The sequence below is a fragment of the Rhizobium altiplani genome, assembly GCF_001542405.1.
Classification (GTDB): Bacteria; Pseudomonadota; Alphaproteobacteria; order Rhizobiales; family Rhizobiaceae; genus Rhizobium; species Rhizobium altiplani.
In genome coordinates this window covers 53,738-73,598 of the sequence record NZ_LNCD01000063.1, presented here as the reverse complement: position 1 = coordinate 73,598, position 19,861 = coordinate 53,738, and the positions used below count along the sequence as shown (strand labels likewise).

21 protein-coding genes and 1 pseudogene are annotated in these 19,861 nt (G+C 58.7%); 9 read left to right on the top strand and 13 right to left on the bottom strand.

All coding sequences use genetic code 11. The features are described 5' to 3' along the window. Window positions 1-81: 81 nt before the first annotated feature. Genes tnpA through AS026_RS13590 form a run of 4 tightly spaced genes read left to right on the top strand, consistent with a single transcriptional unit; the run spans window position 82 to window position 3,088 of the window. Window positions 82-552, top strand: a complete 471-nt coding sequence (gene tnpA / locus AS026_RS13605; RefSeq protein WP_062368489.1) for an IS66-like element accessory protein TnpA — start codon at window positions 82-84, stop codon at window positions 550-552. Further along, a complete protein-coding gene (gene tnpB / locus AS026_RS13600) occupies window positions 549-905 on the top strand; it encodes an IS66 family insertion sequence element accessory protein TnpB (protein ID WP_028749713.1) in 357 nt (118 codons plus the stop codon). The genes tnpA and tnpB overlap by 4 nt, the downstream gene beginning before the upstream one ends. Window positions 906-953: 48 nt before the next feature. Next, window positions 954-2,528 carry an IS66 family transposase gene (gene tnpC, locus AS026_RS13595; protein WP_028749712.1) on the top strand — a complete coding sequence of 525 codons (1,575 nt, stop codon included), beginning with the start codon at window positions 954-956 and terminating at the stop codon, window positions 2,526-2,528. Continuing rightward, complete coding sequence (locus AS026_RS13590; protein WP_062368490.1) at window positions 2,525-3,088, top strand: UPF0149 family protein; 564 nt, start codon at window positions 2,525-2,527, stop codon at window positions 3,086-3,088. Before tnpC ends, AS026_RS13590 begins: the two co-directional genes overlap by 4 nt. Before the next feature lie 31 nt (window positions 3,089-3,119). Here AS026_RS13590 and AS026_RS13585 read toward each other — a convergent pair whose 3' ends face one another. The 4 genes from AS026_RS13585 to AS026_RS13570 form a co-directional block, all read right to left on the bottom strand. Further along, the gene (locus AS026_RS13585; protein ID WP_425349794.1) at window positions 3,120-3,530 is read right to left on the bottom strand and encodes an ABC transporter permease family protein; all 411 of its coding nucleotides are present in this window, start codon (window positions 3,528-3,530) and stop codon (window positions 3,120-3,122) included. Between the two features lie 2 nt (window positions 3,531-3,532). Further along, on the bottom strand, window positions 3,533-4,423 hold the full coding sequence (locus AS026_RS13580) for a carbohydrate ABC transporter permease (protein WP_062369935.1): 891 nt from the start codon (window positions 4,421-4,423) through the stop codon (window positions 3,533-3,535). Continuing rightward, the gene (locus AS026_RS13575; protein ID WP_062369931.1) at window positions 4,420-5,529 is read right to left on the bottom strand and encodes an ABC transporter ATP-binding protein; all 1,110 of its coding nucleotides are present in this window, start codon (window positions 5,527-5,529) and stop codon (window positions 4,420-4,422) included. Before AS026_RS13575 ends, AS026_RS13580 begins: the two co-directional genes overlap by 4 nt. A 92-nt stretch (window positions 5,530-5,621) precedes the next feature. Beyond that, a complete protein-coding gene (locus tag AS026_RS13570; protein ID WP_062369929.1) occupies window positions 5,622-6,878 on the bottom strand; it encodes an ABC transporter substrate-binding protein in 1,257 nt (418 codons plus the stop codon). A 179-nt stretch (window positions 6,879-7,057) separates the two neighbouring features. Here AS026_RS13570 and AS026_RS13565 point away from each other — a divergent pair, with 179 nt between their 5' ends. The 3 genes from AS026_RS13565 to AS026_RS43350 all read left to right on the top strand — a co-directional run bounded on the left by AS026_RS13565 (window position 7,058) and on the right by AS026_RS43350 (window position 8,875). Continuing rightward, window positions 7,058-7,837, top strand: a complete 780-nt coding sequence (locus AS026_RS13565; protein WP_062369927.1) for a GntR family transcriptional regulator — start codon at window positions 7,058-7,060, stop codon at window positions 7,835-7,837. A gap of 491 nt (window positions 7,838-8,328) precedes the next feature. Continuing rightward, entirely contained in the window at window positions 8,329-8,526 is a 198-nt protein-coding gene (locus AS026_RS13560) for a hypothetical protein (protein WP_062369951.1), read from the top strand. Window positions 8,527-8,632: 106 nt separating this feature from the next. Then, entirely contained in the window at window positions 8,633-8,875 is a 243-nt protein-coding gene (locus AS026_RS43350) for a hypothetical protein (RefSeq protein WP_082728524.1), read from the top strand. Between the two features lie 190 nt (window positions 8,876-9,065). Here the strand turns inward: AS026_RS43350 and AS026_RS13555 are convergent. From AS026_RS13555 to AS026_RS13520, 8 genes and pseudogenes are all read right to left on the bottom strand, one after another. Continuing rightward, window positions 9,066-10,160 (bottom strand): annotated as a pseudogene (locus tag AS026_RS13555) (nucleotidyltransferase family protein). Window positions 10,161-10,495: 335 nt separating this feature from the next. Then, window positions 10,496-10,993 carry an RES family NAD+ phosphorylase gene (locus tag AS026_RS13550; protein ID WP_062369949.1) on the bottom strand — a complete coding sequence of 166 codons (498 nt, stop codon included), beginning with the start codon at window positions 10,991-10,993 and terminating at the stop codon, window positions 10,496-10,498. Between the two features lie 7 nt (window positions 10,994-11,000). Beyond that, complete coding sequence (locus tag AS026_RS13545; protein ID WP_026371577.1) at window positions 11,001-11,351, bottom strand: antitoxin Xre/MbcA/ParS toxin-binding domain-containing protein; 351 nt, start codon at window positions 11,349-11,351, stop codon at window positions 11,001-11,003. A 190-nt stretch (window positions 11,352-11,541) separates the two neighbouring features. Beyond that, the gene (locus AS026_RS13540) at window positions 11,542-12,795 is read right to left on the bottom strand and encodes an amidohydrolase family protein (RefSeq protein WP_062369924.1); all 1,254 of its coding nucleotides are present in this window, start codon (window positions 12,793-12,795) and stop codon (window positions 11,542-11,544) included. After that, window positions 12,792-14,315 carry a gamma-glutamyltransferase family protein gene (locus tag AS026_RS13535; protein WP_082728527.1) on the bottom strand — a complete coding sequence of 508 codons (1,524 nt, stop codon included), beginning with the start codon at window positions 14,313-14,315 and terminating at the stop codon, window positions 12,792-12,794. Before AS026_RS13535 ends, AS026_RS13540 begins: the two co-directional genes overlap by 4 nt. A 53-nt stretch (window positions 14,316-14,368) precedes the next feature. After that, complete coding sequence (locus AS026_RS13530) at window positions 14,369-15,562, bottom strand: amidohydrolase family protein (protein ID WP_062369920.1); 1,194 nt, start codon at window positions 15,560-15,562, stop codon at window positions 14,369-14,371. 31 nt (window positions 15,563-15,593) lie between these two features. Then, complete coding sequence (locus AS026_RS13525) at window positions 15,594-15,869, bottom strand: hypothetical protein (protein WP_062369918.1); 276 nt, start codon at window positions 15,867-15,869, stop codon at window positions 15,594-15,596. A gap of 225 nt (window positions 15,870-16,094) precedes the next feature. Then, window positions 16,095-16,793: a GntR family transcriptional regulator gene (locus tag AS026_RS13520; protein WP_062369915.1), complete on the bottom strand. Its 699-nt coding sequence runs from the start codon at window positions 16,791-16,793 to the stop codon at window positions 16,095-16,097. 73 nt (window positions 16,794-16,866) lie between these two features. On the opposite strand from AS026_RS13520, the gene AS026_RS42030 reads away from it, so the two are divergent. Further along, window positions 16,867-17,046, top strand: coding sequence for a hypothetical protein (locus tag AS026_RS42030; RefSeq protein ID WP_160330113.1), 180 nt, complete (start codon window positions 16,867-16,869; stop codon window positions 17,044-17,046). Window position 17,047: 1 nt separating this feature from the next. Here AS026_RS42030 and AS026_RS13515 read toward each other — a convergent pair whose 3' ends face one another. Further along, on the bottom strand, window positions 17,048-17,728 hold the full coding sequence (locus tag AS026_RS13515; protein ID WP_245307488.1) for a GntR family transcriptional regulator: 681 nt from the start codon (window positions 17,726-17,728) through the stop codon (window positions 17,048-17,050). Between the two features lie 185 nt (window positions 17,729-17,913). Here AS026_RS13515 and AS026_RS13510 point away from each other — a divergent pair, with 185 nt between their 5' ends. Next, entirely contained in the window at window positions 17,914-19,854 is a 1,941-nt protein-coding gene (locus AS026_RS13510; RefSeq protein ID WP_062369911.1) for an ABC transporter substrate-binding protein, read from the top strand. Window positions 19,855-19,861 lie beyond the last annotated feature (7 nt).

Genomic DNA, 19,861 nt, shown 5'->3' with positions numbered 1-19,861 from the left:
GTGAGCGCGACGAACAGCCCACCTTTTCTTTTGTGAATGAGGCCTCGAGATAAGCTCTATCATTGATAGGAGTGGACCGGGATGGTTGGAGATCGCGCTGATGCCATGCTTGAAGTCATGGATGAAGGCATGCATGAAGCCAGGCATGAGGGAAAGTATCGGCGGATCGAGGTGATCACCGGTCGGCGGCAGCGGCGGAATTGGACTGACGAGGAGAAGGCGCGGATTCTCGCGGAGAGCGCAGAACCTGAAGTGAACATTTCGGCTGTTGCGAGGCGCTGGGGCGTCAATCGCGGCTTGCTGAATGTGTGGCGACGGGAAGCCGGACTAACCTCTCAACGGTCGGCAAAGACTAGTTTGCCGCCTGCCGTGTTCGTGCCGGTGACAGTGGTTGGGGATGGCGCACGACACGAAGGCTCGCCATCGAATGCCCCAGAGGTTCTCGCTGGCCGAATTGAGATCGAGATTGCGGGCGCACGCATGACGGTCATCGGCTCGGTAGCGCCTGAACTGGCGCAGGCGATGGTAGCGGCGTTGCGAGGGCGCCGGTGATCGGAGTTTCGCCAAATGGCGTGAAGATCATGGTTGCGACGCAACCCGTCGACTTCCGGCGCGGCATGAATGGCCTGGTAGCTTTGGTGGCGTCAGCCCTTGCGGCCGATCCCTATTGTGGCGACGTGTTCGTGTTCCGCGCCAAGCGTCTTGATCGGCTTCGCTGCATTTATTGGGACGGATCAGGCATGATCCTAGCGACGAAGTGGTTGGAGGCGGGCAAGTTCGTTTGGCCTCCGATCCGCGATGGCGCTATGCAGATGAGTGCCCAGGAGTTCTCGCTTTTGCTGGCCGGCATTGACTGGACGCGCGTCAAACGAAACGCGGTGAGGAGGCCCTCAAAAGCAGGCTGATCCTATTGGTTTTGCTTGAAGATTCAGACCCGTGTGGTAGGGTCTGTCATGCCGCTTCGACCCGATCCCTTGCCCCAGGATGCTGCGCAATTGACCCGGATCATTCTCTCGCTCGACGAAGAGAATGCCGATCTCAAGGCGCGCGTTGCCTTCCTTGAGCGCCAGCTCTTCGGGACGAAATCGGAGAAGATGACGACGATCGATCCAACGCAGGCAATGCTCGATCTTGGCGATCTAGGCGACATTCCCGTTGCTGCCAATGACGATGTCGCGCCGGTCGATGAAGACAAAACGCAGGCACGGCGATCGCCAGCCCGCAATATCGGCCGTTTGCCGAAACACCTTCCGCGTTATGACGAGCTCATCGAGCCAGCGAGCAAGACTTGCCCCTGCTGTTCGTTCGAACTTCATTGCATCGGCACTGATGTCAGCGAGGCGCTCGACATCGTGCCTGCAGTAGTCCGGGTGAAACGGACGATCCGGCCACGCTATGCATGCCGGGCTTGCGAGAGTGGCATCGTGCAAGCACCCGCACCAGCACGCATCATGGACGGCGGCATGGTGACCACGGCGTTTGCAGCCCATGTCGCCGTTTCGAAGTTTGCCTGGCATTTGCCGCTGCATCGCCAGGCGCAGATGCTGGCCTCCTGCGGCGTCATCATTGATCGCGGTACGCTCGGGGCATGGGTCACGCGGGTCGCCTGGTGGCTCGAACTTCTCTACGATGCACTCACCGCCTTCATCCGCTCGCAGCCGAGGGTGTTCTGTGACGAGACGCCACTTCCGCGCCTCGATCCGGGGCGCAAACGAACCAAGGTCTGCCAGTTATGGGCACAAGCGGTTGACGATCGGCCATGGAACGGTCCGGCGCCGCCGGCGGTGGCCTACATTTTTGCCGAAAGCCGCAGCGCTCGCGAGATCGAGGGGCAACTGTCGTCGTTCGCCGGCGTGCTTCAGGTTGATGGATATCAAGCCTATAAAACCATGGTCAAACGACGCGGCAAGAGCAACGTTGCCCCCATGCGGCTGGCCTTCTGCCTCGCTCATGCACGGCGAAAGTTCGTTGACGTCGTCAAACTGACCGGCTCTTCGGAGGCCTTGTCGATCCTTGCCAGGATTGCCGAAATCTATCGCATCGAAGCAAAACTACGAGGGGAAGATGAAGATACCCGGCTTAGCGGCAGGCGTCGTGAGGCAGCTCCCATCATGAGAGAACTGAAGGTCCATCTCACCGAACTGAGCGACGAGGTGTCGTCGAAATCGGCACTTGGCAAGGCAGTCACTTACATGCTCAACCACTGGAGCGGATTGACAGCCTTTCTAGAGGATGGCCGGATCGAGGTGGACTCCAATGTCGTCGAGCGTTCCATGAAATCCGTGGCTTTGACGAGAAAGAACTCATTATTCGTGGGCAACGAGCGGGGTGGAAAGACCTTCGCTGTCCTGGCATCGCTCGTGAACACGGCAAAGCTTAACGGCGTGGACCCCGACGTCTGGCTTGCCGATGTGCTGGAGCGCATCATCTCCGGCAAAGTGAAAGCCAACGAGATGGAGAGCCTTTTGCCTTGGGCCTGGAAGGCGGAACGCGAAGCGATGACACAGCAGGAGCGACAAGCGGCATGACACAGAACAGCCAGGAGATGACGCCGCGACCGAAGCTCGATGACGACGCATTCGAAGCCTTTATCAGGAGACGTCGTCCGCCATCGCCTATCTGGTCAATGAGCAGACTCGATGGTTATCTTACGGCCCTCATCATCGGCCCCAGGTTCATCGACCCACGGCAATGGATCCCGGAACTGACCGGCCCGGATGCCCTAAACCTGCCGATGGAAACAACCGAACATCGGGCCGTGCAGACGATCGTTGCAGAGTATAATCGGATATCTGCAAGCCTTTCCGAGAGACCGAAAGACCACCGGCCAAGGTTCACCCAGATCGATGATCAGACCCTTGATCCATTTGATTGGGACATCTGCTTTCTCATTGGAACACGACACGCGCCAAGGCTTTGGCAGCCTGTCCTTCGAGGTCATGCCGTCACTGGGGATATCATTGCGCCGATCCGCAAGCTCGGCGAGGTAAAACGGAAAGCGACCCACCAGGATGCTGCTGCCGTCGCCGAAGCACTCGTCAATATCCGAACCTATTTTATGCCGAAGCGGGCAAAGCAGAAGTTCTGACCGAGAGCCAGAAAGCCAGAAACCTATTTAGTCAAATCACGAAAGCCGTGGGCCATTCGTTGCGCTCACGGATAATCATCAGAACGGCCCGACGCTGCGGAAAGTCGATGCGTCCGAGCGCATAGGCCGCACTGATACCGATCACAAGGGACAGGCAGGTCGTCGCCACGGCGACATAGGCGGAGTTCAGGAGTGATCCGATGAACACCGGGTTGTTGATCAACTCCCGGTAATAGGTGAAGTCGAGCGCTGGCAGCAGGACCGAACGATAGAGCGCTGCGCCCTGTTTCGTCGACGAAACGAAGGCCCAGTAATAGGGAAACAGCGTGTAGATCAGCACCAGCGACAGGGCAAGGATTTGCAGCACCCGCAACGCCTGGCGCCGGACCCTGTAATAGGCGCTCGACTTTCGGGCCGGGCGTACAAGAAAAAGGTCAGCCATGATCAATGCCCCGCTGCCCTGTCGAGGCGCAAGGCACCGATGATGATGATCGCGACCAGCGCAACCAACAGGAAAACCCAGGTCGAGGCCGCGGAGCCGACACCGAGTTCCTGGAAGCTGATCAGACGGTCGCGTGCGTAGATCGACACTGTCATGACCTTTTCATTGCTGGCCGCCAGAACGTAGGAAAGGTCGAACATGCGCAGGGCATCGAGTGTGCGAAACAACACGGCTACTCCGATCGCGGGTCGCAGCATCGGGAGGGTGATCGACCAGAAGCGTTTCCAGGCCGGAATGCCGTCCACTTCGGCGGCTTCGAAGATTTCCTGGGAGATCATCTGCAGGCCCGCGAGAATGAGCAAAACCATGAAAGGGGTCGTCATCCATACGTCAATGAAAATGACCACCCCCATGATCAGCGAACCACTCGCAGTCCATGCCACACCATGGTCGATGAGCCCAAGGGCTTCCAGTAGCTTGTTGATGACACCGAACTGGTCGTTCAACATCCATTCCCAGATCTTGGTGGACACCACGACCGGAATGGCCCATGGGACAAGGATCGCAGCGCGCGCAAGTCCCCGGCCTGGTATGGCCTCGTTGATAAGAAGAGCGATAGCCAATCCCAGCGCTGTTTCAATTGCCACCGAGATGACGGTGAAGGTCAGCGTGTTCCTGACGGCAAGCCACCAGCTGTGGTCATTGAAAACCTCGATGAGGTTGTCGATGCCGACCATGGAGTAGACGCTGGGATCGTCGAGAAAGGCGTCCGTAAAAGCGAAGAAGAATGTCCGTCCTAACGGCCATACGGCGACAAGCAGCATTGAGGCAATGACCGGCACGAGGAAGAGCCAGGCAGCAAGGTGATCGCGGCGGGCAAGGCGTGCACTCATGATAGAGCGCTCCTGACGCCGAACGGTTCGGCCGACGGCAAGAGTCGTCTGCCGTCGGCGGCGAAGAAAAATAGCGAATGATCGTCGAAAGTCAGTGCAGCAGGCTTGCCGATCGCATCAAGGTTTGGTGCCGCGGGCAGGCGAACAACCCAGAGTGTGCCGCTCCCCACCCGGCAATAGGCGAAGTGTTCGTGTCCGAGGTCTTCGACCCGCTCGAGCAGACAATCGAGACGCCCGGTTCCCGTTGGTACCAGGCGCAACGCCTCCGGCCGAATGCCTATCTCGGCAACCGGAGTTGCATCGCCTGGCGATCGCCCAATTGCCAGGCCGCCCGGGCCGACGATGTGCTCATCGTCATGCGCTGCCCGTGTCTCGACGGCAAGGAAGTTCATGCGCGGACTGCCGATAAAACCCGCAACAAACCGATTGCCGGGCTGACGATACAATTCCGAAGGTGTGCCGATCTGTTCTATTCTGCCGTGATTGAGGACAACGATCCGGTCTGCAAGCGTCATGGCTTCTGATTGATCGTGCGTGACGTAGATCATCGTCGTCTTGAGATCGTCATGAAGCTTGGCGATCTCCATGCGCATTTCCATTCTCAGGTCCGCATCCAGATTGGAAAGCGGCTCGTCGAACAGGAAAATCTCGGGTTGCCGCACCAATGCCCGTCCAATCGCCACGCGCTGTCGCTGACCTCCAGACAGCTCCCTCGGTCGCCGGTTCAAGAGATGGTCAACCTTGAGCATACGCGCGACCTGTTGCACCTTTTGAGCAATCGCATCGCGTCGGATCCCCATGGTCTCGAGTGCGAAACCAATGTTGCGCGCCACCGTCATGTGCGGGTAGAGCGCATAGGATTGAAAAACAAAGGCAACACCACGCTTCGAAGCGGGGACATCGGTGACATCGTCGCCACCAATCTTGACCGTTCCAGACGAGGCTGAGATCAGGCCCGCCACGATGCGCAGCAGCGTGGATTTTCCGCATCCGGAGGGGCCGACAAAGACAACGAATTCACCATCGTCGATCTTCAAGTCTACATCATGAATGACACTGTGTGTTCCGAAACTCTTCGAAACGGACTCCATCGAAACCGATGCCATCGTTCACCTTGGCTTGCGCATGGGGGCTCGACCGGCACAGAGCGCCGGCTGCAAAGGTTGCGGGAGCTGAGGCTCCCGCAACTTTCCTTCAATCAGCGGCTCTCTTTGAGCTTTTCCAGGCGCTTGGCCAGCGATGCATAGCTGTCCTTGGCATCGCCACTGCCCGACAGCACGTCATGGGTGGCGCGATAGAAGGCCTGAGAGACACGGTTGTAGCTGGTGCCGGTGTAGCCGGACGGACGGACCGCACTATCGGCGAAGGCTTGCTGGTTGTCTTTCAGGAATGGAATTTTTTCCAGCACCTCCGGATCGCTATAAAGCGACTGGATCGAAGGGTTGAGGGTCGCCTCCACGGCACGCATCTTCTGCATCTCCGGACCGGTGATGAAGTTCACAAAGTCGGCTGCGACCTCAGGTTTGGCGCTGTATTTCGAGACGCCATAATACATGGGACCCAGGCAGCCGCTGGACTTCTGGCCTTCCTTGCCAACCGGAAGCGGCATGACGCCAACCTTGTCGATGATCGAGCTGCCTTCCTTGTGCGATGTACCCCAGACATAGGGCCAATTGCGATGGAATACCGCGTCGCCGGATTCAAAAACTGCCCGTGACGCTTCTTCATCGTAGTTCAGAACGCCTTCCGGACTGATCGAACCGATCCAGCCCCTGGCCTTCTCGATCGCTTCGGCGGCTTGCGGCGTGTTGATCGTAACCTTGCCGTCGTCGGATATGATCGTGCCGCCGCCATTTGATGCAATGAGTTCGATCGCATCGCAGGTCAGGCCCTCATAGCTCTTTGCCTGCCAGGCGTAGCCCCACATCTTGGCATTGCCGGCGGCGCGCTCCTTGTCCTGGATTTCCTTTGCGGTCGCAGCAAGCTCATCCCAGGTCTTTGGAGGCTGCTTGCCATACTTTTCCAGGAGATCCTTGCGGTAGAACATCAGGCCGACGTCCATGTAGGCGGGCATCGCGATCAGGTTGCCGTCGAGCTTTGCAGCGTTGAGTGTGGAGGCGAAATGCTTGTCCTGATCGGCCGCAGGAATCATGGTTTTCAGATCGAGCAGGTTGGCCTTGAACATCCCGAGCCAGATGACGTCGAGAAAGAGGACGTCGATATCCTTGGACTTTGCCGCCAGCAATTGCTGATAGAGCGGGATCGCGTCGTCGAGGAGGGCCGGCATCTTGTTAATTTTTGCTTCGTTGCCTGTCTTTGTCTTCCAGGCGTCGGCAACCTTGGTGCAAAGTTCGAATTCGGTTGGTGCGCAGAATACGGAGATGCTTTCCGCATGCGCGGCACTGGCCCATAGGCCGGCATAGACTGCAACTGCAGTAAGGCATTTCTTCAACATGGGCTGTTCCTGTCTTTATCACACTTGAGCGGTGCGGAACTCTCTGGTTCCTGAGCCTAGTAGGACTGGTTATGACCAGTCATGTCAACTGGACTCTTGTGTCCCTTGTGGGCAAAGATGCAAAAGCAAATACCAGCACCGACTAAGGGAGCGAACGCAACGTGAAAACCCGTGAACCGGTGGCAGCGACAAAGAGGCATGCGGCAATTGATCGGGCCGACCCTCGTCCGCTTCATCAGCAGGTCTACGAAGACTTGCTGGCTACGATCCGGGAAGGGAAGGTGCCATTGCGTGGCAAGCTGCCTTCCGAACGTGAACTCGTTTCACTTTACGATGTCAGTCGCATCACGGTGCGCCATGCGGTGCGCGAACTGATCCGCCAGGGCGTTGTTCAAAGTCAGCCGGGCAAGGGCTTGTATGTTGCGGAAAATGGGGGAGGATTTGAACTCGAGGTCCTCAGGAGCTTTACGAGCACCGCACTGGCAAGTGGTCGCGTGCCCGGACATCGCCTTCTTGCGATGGAGGTCGTAAAGGCGTCTCTTGACATCACCCGGCCGCTGCTCTTGCCTCCCGGATCGGATGTCATCGTGCTGTCGCGCCTGCGGCTACTTGACGGCGTGCCGGTCGTCCTCCAGACCGACTGGATAGCGGCCTCCCGCGCGCCGGGATTGACCGGCATGGACTGGACGGTCGCAAATCGCTCGCTCTATGCCGAGCTGCGCGAAGTCTACGGTATCCAGCCGCGGCGAGGGCAAACGACACTCAGTGCGCGACTGGCGGATCCAGCCGAAGCTGCGATGCTCGAACTCCCGTCACCTTCGGCCGTGCTCACTGTCGACCAAATCGCCTTTGACGAGCGGGACCGGCCAATCAACATGACGGCGCTTGTCCATCACCCCGACCGATATCCGCTCACACTGCTACAGTCAGCCACGGGTGACTTTCGTCAATACTGGTAGATGCGTCTGCATTTTAGCTCAGCGCAAGTTGCCGGCGATCCGCAAGACTGCGGGAGCCTTCGGGAGCTCAATCCGCGTCGCGCCCTCAGGAAGCAGTTTCGCTCGGTGACGCGTACGGCCGCTCCGACAATATTGCCACCGCACTTGGACGCACGTACGTCATTTTCTGCTTCGCAGATGCGGCAATTATCATATAATTCAACCCGCTAAAAATTACACTATTTCAGTTGCTTATCTGACTTTTCTCGAATAGGTTTTGTTCTGGGAGAGGTGCCCAATATCAAAATTTGGTACTTGCACTCAGTGTTGGTTGACGACGCTTGAGGAGGATAAGACATTGCGTCCGAGCGTTTCTTTATTCGCGATTGTGCAGCGGGTGCGCCATCGCGTTTCAACCCGATATCGAGCCGCACCATCGGTCTGACCCGTCGTAAATCCATCACCGAAAATTGCTTATGGTCCGCACGATGGTGTGTGCCTCGGGGTTTGTCATGCAGAAACAGGCTGTCGTTTTCAATGGACAGGAAGTTGGGATCGCTGTTCCCGTAGAAACCCGGCTGAAGTTCATCGCTGTCCGGTTCAGCGTCATTGATCTGGACAACATGGTCTTCGATACGATTAGCGAAATCCGGCGCGCGATTGTTGCGCATCTTGCGAACGACGGACGACAGACCATCACGTCGCAATGAGCGCCCCGGCGCGCCTTGGCGGTCGTCACTCGAACTGGCCGTAGCCTGGAGACGCTCGCACAGGTTCAGGCCGAGCAGCTCGTGTAATTCTGAGGGGAGGTAAGGAATGCTAGTGTCGAGTATCCTCGAAGCCGATTTGGCCGTGCTCTCGATGTCCGTTCAATCCTGGTACCGACATTACCGGGCCAAACCAGATGACAGAACGTCGGAAGTACTCTGCAGCGCGGCAGTCGACCTCTTCAATCGCGGTCATCGCACTGAGGAGGAACTGACCCGGATTTTGATTGCTCGGTTTCCCGGAGCGCCTGTCACATATGTCAATGCGCCCACATCAGGTGCTCTTCAATAGCTTTAGGTTGAGCATCGCCTCGCTCTTCCTGCGAGGCGATGCCCCCTCACACCCGGGGAGCTCGACGTTATAGTCCCAGCCGACCCTATACCGCGCCGACCTTATAACGAGCTTGGCATATTGCGGATGTAGAGCGCCTCGATCAGATGCCACTCGTTCTTCGCGTCGGCACATCTTTCAGACCAATTCCTCAATATTTGCCCCGTGCCTCAATGGATGATCTTGTCAGCAGGGCTTCGACCACATCGGGGCCAAGAGCCTTTTCGAGGGCTTTCACCCCATTCTTGGGCAGCCTTGCCAGACCTTTGATGATACCCTCTTTCCAAGCATCTCCTCGCTCCCAAGCCTCCCCCCAAGCATCGGCCAACTCGTCGCCATGTCGCGTTTCCACGAGGGCTTCAAACAGCAAGGCGGCCTGCGACAGGTCCTGGTCCGCTTTCACCCGTCCTAGCGTGTCCGTGTGCCTTCGAGAGGATACGATCAGTTTGTGGACGGCATACCTCTCGGGAGCCGGAACGAGCACGTCCACGCCTTCGCGATAGAGGAGTACTGTGCGGACAGGTTCGTAGATCAGGTAGTCGAGGAACGGCAGACTTTCCGCCGACGCACCGTCAAGGGCGGGCATGGGCGAGGGTTTGCCCGTGTATTCGGCTGATCCCCGATTTCCGTTTAGGAACTCCACCCGGTAACCCCTGCCATTCACGACGGCGACAACCTTGACCGTGTGAGCCTGGTGCGGCACCGCTCGGAATTCGGGATCGATCAACTGGAGAATATCGAGGATCGGCGGCAGGCTGTCCTGGACCTCTGCCGAGATCGCGAAGTCCTGGGCCGCATCGCCTGCTTGCATGGACGCAGCGGGCATCCGGATGCCCAGCATCCCTGCGTAGGTACCGAATGCTGCCGATCCGACCAGGACGGCCCGCAGCCGGAACAATCCGGCGTCGGCTAGCGCCCTCGTGACGTCGCCCGCAAATGGGTCTGGACCGGGGAGGCCAGCACGTCGCAGCGTGCTGACCATTCGCCTCCGCTCCCGAATATTGTCCTTGATCTCCTAGTGGACCCTCACGCGCTTGGTGATCGCTTCGGCGCTAGCGGGGCCGACGTAGCTTCGCTTGTCTTTGCCCTCAGGCGTGGGGAGATCGAAATACCAGTAATCACGGTTCTTTACGGTTACAGTTACAAACCATCCCTCCAATGGGAAATCCGCCACAAATTGCGCGTCGAGCGTTCGCTGAGTAAGCTCAGCGAACATGGTTCGATAGCTGATGTCGATCTCTTTCATCGTTGACGTTCCGTATCCCGTGCCGCGGCCTCTCGTTGGCAAGTCCGCTTGGATTGCCGTTATAAGTTTCTGCCAAAACGTTATAGCTCGATCAGTTGCCGTCAATGTTATAAGTATTTGCCAAAACCTTATAACGGGCCGACTGCGGCAAAACCGGAAAACAAATTAAAGAGGCGGGTCGCCAGCTGATCTACGGCGTAGTGATCGTGAGCATGCTTTTGCTCTATGGCCGGCAGAAGACCTGAAGCCGTTTGGCAGCGGATCCGCTATTGAGCCCGATCGAACGTTGCGACGTTCAAGTCATACACCAATGCGATTGCGATCAGCTGGCCTCGCTAAGGCGCCAGACGATGTTCGTCGTCGATGAGCGTCACCCGACTGGGTAACGCGGCGCTCCATCGCCAGAGGACAAGATTGAGATCATTGTCAGTTGCCCCGTGCGCAAAACTCCTTACCAGCAATCCTTGATAACCCGCCTGGTCGAGTGCGCGGGCGAACGCCTGCGTCAACGCCTCCCCGTGCTTCCTCATTTGATCGCGCCATGCCGGATCAGCAAGCATGCTGGCGTCCATGCCTTCGCTTCGCAGAGCAACCTCGTCCCGGCAGTCGAAAACACGCTCAATGTCAGCGTCGTAAGATACCAGCGTGGTCGGCTGCAAGCTACCGACCTGATTGGCCTCGCGTAGTGCAGCAATTACGGAAAGAGACGTGTAGAGCGCCGGGGTTCCTTTTCGGTTGAACCGTCCGCCATAGAGTTCCGCTCCACGCCCGGACAAAGCGTCTTGCGCGTAGATCGGGTTGAGCGCGCGATAAAGGGTGCCTTTAAAGTGCATCGGCAAGTCAGGCGTGAACGCCCGCATCGACTGCGTCGATGTAGTCAAGGACGTCGTTCGCGCGTCCATCACGCACCAGTTGCATTGCCGTCAAACCGGAAAATCCCGACAAGGGCTCCGAGCGATACCAGGCATAAGCCATCAGAGCCGAACCGAACCGGGGCTCGACCTTGTTGATGATTTCTGTGACCTCGCGTAGTCGCCGCTGCGTCTTGTCGGAACGAATGCGATCCTTACGCTGGATGGCATCCTTGCCAAGTCCAGCGGTCAGCGCGATCTCCTCGCTGGTCGTGCGCAATGCTTGCGCGATCTTGCGGGGCGAGAACAAGCCGCCGTCTGCATAGCGAGCAAGACCCATGATATCCAAAACTCCCATACATGCCATGATACTGACGTTATATAGCGTCAATTCCACTGTGATTCAATGGCTGGCACATTGGCGCCGGAACGGCGTCCCCTTGAACCCTCCGTCTGATTTGTTTCCAGATCAGCAGGCTCAGAGCCACACAGGCACAAGACGGTTTACACGTTCGGCATTGGTCCCGCGTTCACACAAGTGAACGTCTGCGGATCCGAGCTCGACCATTGTTGAAACTCATGTGGCCATTCTTCCAGCCGGCGAGGACACGGCCGACCTCGCGCACAGCCGCCATCGGGCCGACCGCATCGACAAGCACGATGGTCGCGTCACCGCCGACCCAAAGGCCGTGCTGAACGCCGAGCTGCCTCGCTGCCGATTGTCCTACCATTTCAAAGACCGAGTGGATGTCGTCGTCCCGCGAAAGCTGCGCGATATTGGCATAGAGATTTGCCATCCGGATCAGCGAGGCGTCGCCATAGGGAGTGAAGGGATTCATGACGTTGTTGGTGGCGATTGAGGTAACGACGCCACGCCGCGCAATGACATGCGCCGGTGCAACGCCCCGCGGCACCAGCCGGTCGTGCCCGCGGCCAGTGAGGAAAAGATCTGTCGCCGGAAGAACGGTGAGCGCGATGCCCGCTGCAGCAAGCTTGTCGGCGATATGAATGACATCGGCCAGCGGCATGGCCGAAAGATTGGTGACATGGCCGATTGCGACCCGTTCTTGCCAGCCATGACGCTCTGTGGCCGCGATAACAGCCGGCAAATCGCTCTGGCCGGGATCCAGATGGAAATCGAGATGAAAATCCACTGCGACGCCGTGCCTGACGGCGAGGGAGAAGATCAGGTCCACATGCCTGACCGGATCCGGATCAGTGTAGGGGCAGCCACCGACGAGATCAGCCCCTTCTGAGAGCGCCCGGTCGAGCATGTCCAGCATCTGCGGCTCGTTCGTGAGACCGTCCTGCGCGAACGCGCAGATTTCAATATCAATCGCAAAAGCGTATTCCTCCTTGACGCGCTTGATTGCCTCGAAGGAGCGAAAGCCTGCGCGCGGATCGATCTCGACGAAGGTTCGCATCCGCACAGTGCCGTGCGAGATCGCCTTTTCGACGACCTGGGCGGCGCGATCATAGACGTCCGCCTCGGTGAAGTCTGCCTTGGCGCTGGAGGTCTGTCGCACGGCTTCAGCAAGTGTTCCCTCGCAGATCGAGCAACGATCGAGGATGCAGGCCTTGTCCAGGTGGACATGCGTGTCGACGAAACCACCAAACGCAAAAGCGCCATCGCCATCGAAGTCCTCGACGGCCTCGCAACGAAACCCGGGCTCGATCGCCACGATCCGGTTGCCGCGAACAGCGATATCGACGAGTCCGCCATGCTCCTTCACCCGGACATTGCGGATAAGCAGGTCGAGCGGACTGTCGCTTGCAGTGCTCATAGGCCGATCGCCCCGCCGTCACTGCGAGGGTCGTGAGCTGCTTCCAACATCCCGTCACCACTGATGCGGATGATGCCTGCCTGACCGCCGAGCGGACTGAGCGGAGCGATCGTCGTGACCTCATGGCCCATCAAGGCAAGCGCCGCGATCACGTCACTGCCAATATTCTCCTCGATCTTCAGGTTGTCGCGGCTATCGGAAAAGGTACGGCCGAGCAGGAAGCGAGGCATGGAAAGGGCCGCCAGGGGATCAAGGCCATGGTCTATGAGGAGGCTCAACAGCAGTGCCAGCGTCTGCGGCTGACCGTCGGCACCTTGCGTGCCATAAACCAGATGCGGGCGACCGCCCTTCAGCGCCAGGCCGGGATTGAGGGTGTAGAATGGACGCTTTCCAGGCCCGTAGCGGTTCGGGCTTATGGGATCAATGCTGAAGGCGGCGCCGCGGTTCTGCCAGAGAATGCCTGTATCGCCGGCAAGGACGCCGCTGCCCCAATCGAAATAGATACTTTGAAGCATGGAGGCTGCCCGCCCCCTGGAATCGACCGCGGCCAGCAAGGACGTGTCGCCCTGCCGATAGGGATGCGCCCAGGCGGCAGCACGGGTGGGGTCAATTGCGGCGGCCTTCCCGGCAAGTCGATCGGGATTAAGGAGTGCCCCGGAGACATCGTCACCGAATGCCGGATCAGCAATCAGATGCCGGTCGCGGAATGCCTGTTTCACCGCCTCTACCAGCAGGTGATAATAGGATGCACTGTCAACCGCCTTGTCTGCCGGTAACAGATGAGCGAGCACGCCCATGATAGAGAGTGTGGTCACGCCCTGGGTCGGGGGTGGCGGCGCCAAAAGTACTGTCTCACCGTAGGATAGTCGCACGGGCGCAACGATTTGGGTGCTTGTCGCTGCAAGATCGGCAGCAGTAAGTGGCGACCCGGCCGCGGCAAGACCGCGTGCGATGCGGCCGGCGAGCGCCCCCTCGTAGAATTCGCGGGCGCCGTTGCTGGCGATCGCTTCGAGGCTCCTCGCCAGGGCCGGCTGGCACTGGATGCCGTCCCGCCTGAAAAGGTTGCGAAATCCCGGCCACGCGTCGGATTCGGCGGCGCGAAAATCGAACCAGAATGCCTGCGACGCGCTCACGGCATAACCGTTTCCGGCCAGGGCGATCGCATCGTCCAGCAATCCCGACAGGCTCTCGGTGCCACCCCAAGCGGTTGCGGAATAGCTGAGCACCTTGTCCCAGCTGTCGACCAGGCCGGCGGTGGTCAAGGTTGAGGAAGCGCCGCGCAATGGGATCGTGTTACCGGGGACGGCAATATCTGCCGCCTGGCCTATGCCGAGGAACGTCCGTGCATCGCCTGCCTCGTCGGAGACCATCCAGACGGCGTCTCCGCCGAGACCACAGAAATGCGGGTAGACGACCGAAAGTGCTGCTCCAGCCGCGACCAGCGCCTCGATCGCATTCCCGCCGCGTGAAAGCACCCGGGCACCGGCTTCGCTGGCCAGCCAATGCGGTGTTGTCACCATGCCATCACGCGATCGCGCGCCGCGCGTTTTGGTCTGCCTGCTTGAAAATTGCATCAGCGGACCACTGCGCCGTTGTCGGCCACCAACCGACCCTGCTTGAAGACGCGTCGCGGCTTGGGGACGGCGACGACTGCCTCCGGAATGTGGTCGGCGGCGAGTGTCACGAAATCAGCCTTGGCGCCGACGGCGATGCCATAGCCTTCGAGATTGAGCGCCTTGGCGCCTCCTGTCGTAACCACATCGAAAGCGGCGGAGAGCTCGGTATCGGTATAGAAGCCGGAGCGATAGGCGATGATCTCTGCCCGACGAAGCATGTCGCCATCGCCGAAGGGCCACCACGAATCGCGGATATTGTCATTGCCTGAAAAAACATTGACGCCGGCGGCCCGCAGCAATGCGACCGGCGGGAAATTGTGATTTCCTGGAGCGTTGGTCATGATCGAGACGCCGCTTTCTGCAATGACAGCGGCGATCTTCTTTGCGGCATCCGGGGCGAGGTCCCCAAGCCCGTAGGCGTGACTGACGGCGACATGCCCCTGCATGCCGAGTGCTGCGGTCCGCGCGCAGATCTCCTCGATCGTCATGGCGCCCATCGTGCCGGCATCGTGGAGATGTATGTCGACATCGACACCCCGTTTTTCGGCAATTCCAAAGACCACGTCGAGATGCCCCTTGATATCACGATCGAAGGACAGCGGATCGAGCCCGCCGACCAGATCGGCTCCCATGCCAATCGCCTCGTCCATCAGGTCGCGCGTGCCGGGGCTCTTCAGGATACCGCTCTGCGGGAAGGCCACGAGCTGAATGTCGATGACGTCCTTGTATTCTTCGCGGACGGCCAGGATGGTTTCGAGCGATTTCAGCCCGACCGAGCCATCGACCATGACATGGCTGCGCATCTGCAGCGCGCCGTTCGAAATGCAGAGGTCGAGCTGGCTGCGGGCACGCTCGTCCATCGGTGCGGCGGCTGCCAGGTTCTCGGCCTGGAAGGCGACACGCTCATGCACGTCAAACCCGTCGGTGCATGGTTTATGCGGGATCCACTTGTCGCCGTAGAAGCTCGTGTCCAGATGGATGTGGCCTTCAACGAAGCCCGGGACGAGAAGCGCACCGGCAATATCGAGCGTGCGCGCAGAGCCGGGGCTCGACCCAGCAGCAGCGATGGTAGAGATGCGGCCGTTGGAGACCAGAATGTCGTTGAGCGTGCCGTCGGCGAGCTTGGCGTTTGTAAAAAGTGTTTCGGTCACCGGGATCTCCCTTGATTTCTTTGTTGTATCATCAATGACCGTCCCCGACGGGATCGGGGAGAAGCCTGTCAATCGATCGTCGTGTGACGATCAGTTCTGCGGCAAGGTTCCCTGCACGCCTTCGATCAGACAGGTCAGCCCTTGATCGGCATCCGCCAGTTCCTGCCCCTTGGTCACCCTTACCCGTGCCTTCCTGGTCCTTGGTCTCGCCGGCAAACAGCTTCAGTTTGCCGCTGGTGATCGCAGCTTCTGCGGCCTTCATTTCGGCGGCGACCGGTTCGGGCAGGTCCGGATTGCTCGTCGTCATCTTGGCATATCCACCCGCTTCTTGGCTACATGATACCGTAATCATGTATGCAACAATGGTGCCAGATTGTATCAGAAAAGGACTCATGGCAGCACAGAGTGGGTAGATACATGGATTCATTCGAGGAAAGCCGCTGACACCATGACGGATACGCGTGTCGCCGCCGGTTCTCTGATGTCTACATAAAATGCATAATCATGTATACATGATTGAAAAAGCGGCAGCCTAGCCGCTGCCACGGGCGGAAAAGCGCGACAGGATCGAGCCGAGATCCAGTTCCGCCGCGGTATCGTCCTCGAGCAGGGCCCTGCTTTCAACCGATGACAGGTGGTCGTCCATCAGATGCTCGGCCGCAGCGATATCCCCCTTCTTGAGCGCGCCGATCAGTCCGGAATGCTCGCTGATGGCGCACTCGCTTGAGTGGGGCCGGCTGTACATGGCCAGGATCAGCGAACAGCGGGATACGAGTTCGGAGAGATATCGTTCGAGCAGCGCATTGCCCGAGAGTTCCGCAAGCTTGAGGTGGAATTCGCCGGCTAGCCGGGTCGAGAGGCGCACATCCCCCTTGGCATGGGCGGCCTCTTCTTCCCGCACGTGATCGGAGAGGATCTTCTCGACTACCGGGCTCCAGCGCGTGATCACCGCCTTCATCACCTCCCGTTCAAGCGCGCGCCGAACAGCAAAGGCATTGCGCGCCTCGTCGAGGCTCGGCTGGGCAACCGTGGCAGTTCGCTTGTGGTAGGTGTCGACGAGCCCCTGGGCCTGCAGCTTCGCCAGCACGGCGCGAACCAGGGTTCTGCTCATTGCGAAGTGCCTGCCAATCTCGTCTTCTGGCAGCCTGGTTCCGGCTTTCAGCGCCTGTTCGATTATGGCCTGTCGGAGAGTGCGATGGGCAACGTCTACCCGGTCGGAATTCGATGACATTGGACTTCAGGAATGTTTTCGGTGAAGTATACGTTATCTCGTCATCACGCGTGCATCAAGGACTTGCCCTATCTTGCCGAAGGCACCTCGCGTCATGAGCGACAGCCATGGCCTGCCGCAAGGCGGGAACGGTCGGCGCGTGGACAAGGGTCAGCGTCTCGATCGCAATTACTGCGAGGGCCATTTCCTCTCATCGAAAGGCGCAGCAACCATCACGGCTCCGGCCCGGCGCGATTGCGCGAGCTTCGGCTAAATCACGACCGCTGCTTGTTGAGCCGCATGCGCTCGATGATGTGCCGTCCTGATCCACCAACATGTTTGGCAATAGCGTTCGCTGCCCCGTCCGCATCCTGCTCCTTGATGCATCCGATGAGCTCGCGATGCTCCTCAAGAACGTTCGACTGGCGGCTTAGGGAGGTGGGAAAGCCGCGACTTATCGCCCATAAAATCTGACGATGGCGAATCCAGAGATCGACAGCGTGCCTGTTGTAGTGCCGGTCGTACATCAGCCGATGAAACTGCATGTCCAGATTTGAGTGCTTCAGCTCATCCGAAAAATTCAGGGCTTCGATCTCGGCCTGAATGCGCTCCAGTTCATCGACATCTGCTCGCGTCGCAACCCCGACAAACCAGCGCGTCAGCGCCGGCTCGATCAAAACCTCTATTTCGCAGATATCTCTGACGAACTCCTCGTCAATCGGGCGCACTCGGGCGCCGCGATTGGGCATCATGACCACGAAACCCTCGCCGCGCAGCTGCTGCAATGCTTCTCGCACCGGATTGGTGGAGGTGCCCATACGCGCGGCAAGCTCGGCGACCTTCAGGCGCTCGTTAGCCTTGACGCGGCCATGGATGATGTCATCGCGCAGACGCTCGTAGATGGACGCGCCATTTTCCTCGGTCAACTCGTCACCGTCAGGCGTTGTCTGGGGCATTCGCGTTATCGTGGTCATAAGACTGCTTTTAATACACTTTCCCCCGGTTTGCCAATACCTCATCAAATTTTTTGTACATTCCGATTGACATATAATGTACGATCTGAAAGTTTTCGCTCCACGCGATTGCCGACCTGGCTTTCGTTTTCAGTCGGCGGAGAGGGCCGGTTATCAGGAGGAAAAGAATGGGTTACCAGCAACAGCTGCGTGGCCTCGTCCTATCGACGGGGTTGTTGGGTGGGGCGCTCTTGGGAGCGATTGCTCCTGCCTTTGCGGTGGATTTCAAACAGGCGCCAATGCTCGACGAGCAAGTGAAGGCCGGCAAGCTGCCAGCCGTTGCCGATCGCCTTCCTGAGCATCCCTTCGTCGAAGCGATGGTTGATGGAATAGGCAAATACGGTGGCACGCTGCGCACCACCATTCTCGCCAATGGCGACCAGTACAATCTGACCCGTACCATCGCCAATGAACTGCTCGTTCGTTGGGATCCGGCCTGGCAGAAGGTGATACCTTCGCTGGCGGAGGAATTCACCGCATCGGATGATGCCACCACCTATACCTTCAAGCTTCGCAAGGGGCTGAAGTGGAGCGACGGCCAGCCTTTCACGGCCGATGACATCATGTTCTGGTATGAAGACGTGTTCATGAACGACGCGCTTTCGCCGGCCAAGAACCCGACCTTTACGGTCGCGGGCAAACCGGTAAAAGTGCGCAAGATCGACGACCTGACAGTCGAATTCAAATTCGACAGCCCCTATGGCCTGTTCCTGCAGCAGCTCGCCTACGGCCAGGGTCATCTGCCGGTCATCTACCCCAAGCACTACCTCAGCCAGTTCCACGAGAAGTATAACAAGGACGGCATCCCCGCTCTGCTGAAAGCCAATCCGGCTGCAGGCGATTGGGTGGCGCTGTTCAACTCGAAGGTCTCTCTGACCTTCCAGCCGCCATACTGGCAAAACCTTGAGCTGCCAACGATGAACCCGTGGATCCTGACGGTACCCTATGCCGACAGCGAGCGCGTCGTCGCGACCCGCAATCCCTACTATTGGAAGGTGGATCCTGAGGGCAACCAGCTGCCTTATATTGACGGCGTCACTTGGGCAAAGCTCGACGACCCACAGCTGATGGCGCTGAAGATGACATCAGGCGAGTTCGATTTCGCGTTCCGCCACATCAATAATTCGACCTTCAAGTCGGTGCTCTTCGACGGCCAGGAAAGCGGCAATTATCGCTTTGTCGACGTGAAGGACCTGCCGGCGAATGATGCCGTCATCCTGCTCAATCTCAACTCGACCGACGATACCAAGCGCAAGCTTTTCCAGAACAAGGATTTCCGCATCGCGCTCAGCCACGCGATCAACCGGCAGGAGATCATCGATCTCGTCTATGTCGGCCAGGGCGCCCCGGCGCAGGTGGCGACGCAGCCCGAGCACGAGCTTTTCAACGAGCGTGAAGCCAAGCAATACACGGAATTTGATCCGAAGCTTGCCAACGACATGCTCGACAAGATCATGCCCAAGAAAGACGCGGAAGGTTTCCGTCTCGACGACAGCGGCAAGCGCTTCACCATCAACTTCATGGTGGCGGACGTTTTCGGGCTCTCCTATCCCGACGTGATGCAGATGGTGCAGAAATACGCCAAGGACGTCGGGATCGACATCCAGCTGCGGACCACGGATCGCGCTCGCTTGAACACCATGTGGGCAGCAAACGAGCAGGACGCCTATATCTGGAACTGCGTTGGCGGCCTGTCTGAAGTCTATACCGACCCGCGTTGTTACATGCCGTTCCAGAAGGCAGACATCTTCTTCGCGATGAAGTGGAGCGAATGGTATTCGAACCACGCCACGGGCGAGGAACCTCCAGCCGAGATCAAGGCTCTCATGGCAGCCTACGACAAGGTCAACGCTGCCGTAGGCGACAACGATCGTCGCGAGAAGATGAAGGAATTCCTCAATCTTTCCGCTGACAACTTCCTCAACATCGGCATTTCGCGCCCCATGCCGAAATACATGATGGTGTCGAAGAATCTGAAGAATGTCGTCAACGGCATTCCGATCACCGGCAATCTCTGGCATCCGGCCCCGACGCTGACCCAGTGGTACTTCGACAAGCCGGCTAACTAAACTCCTC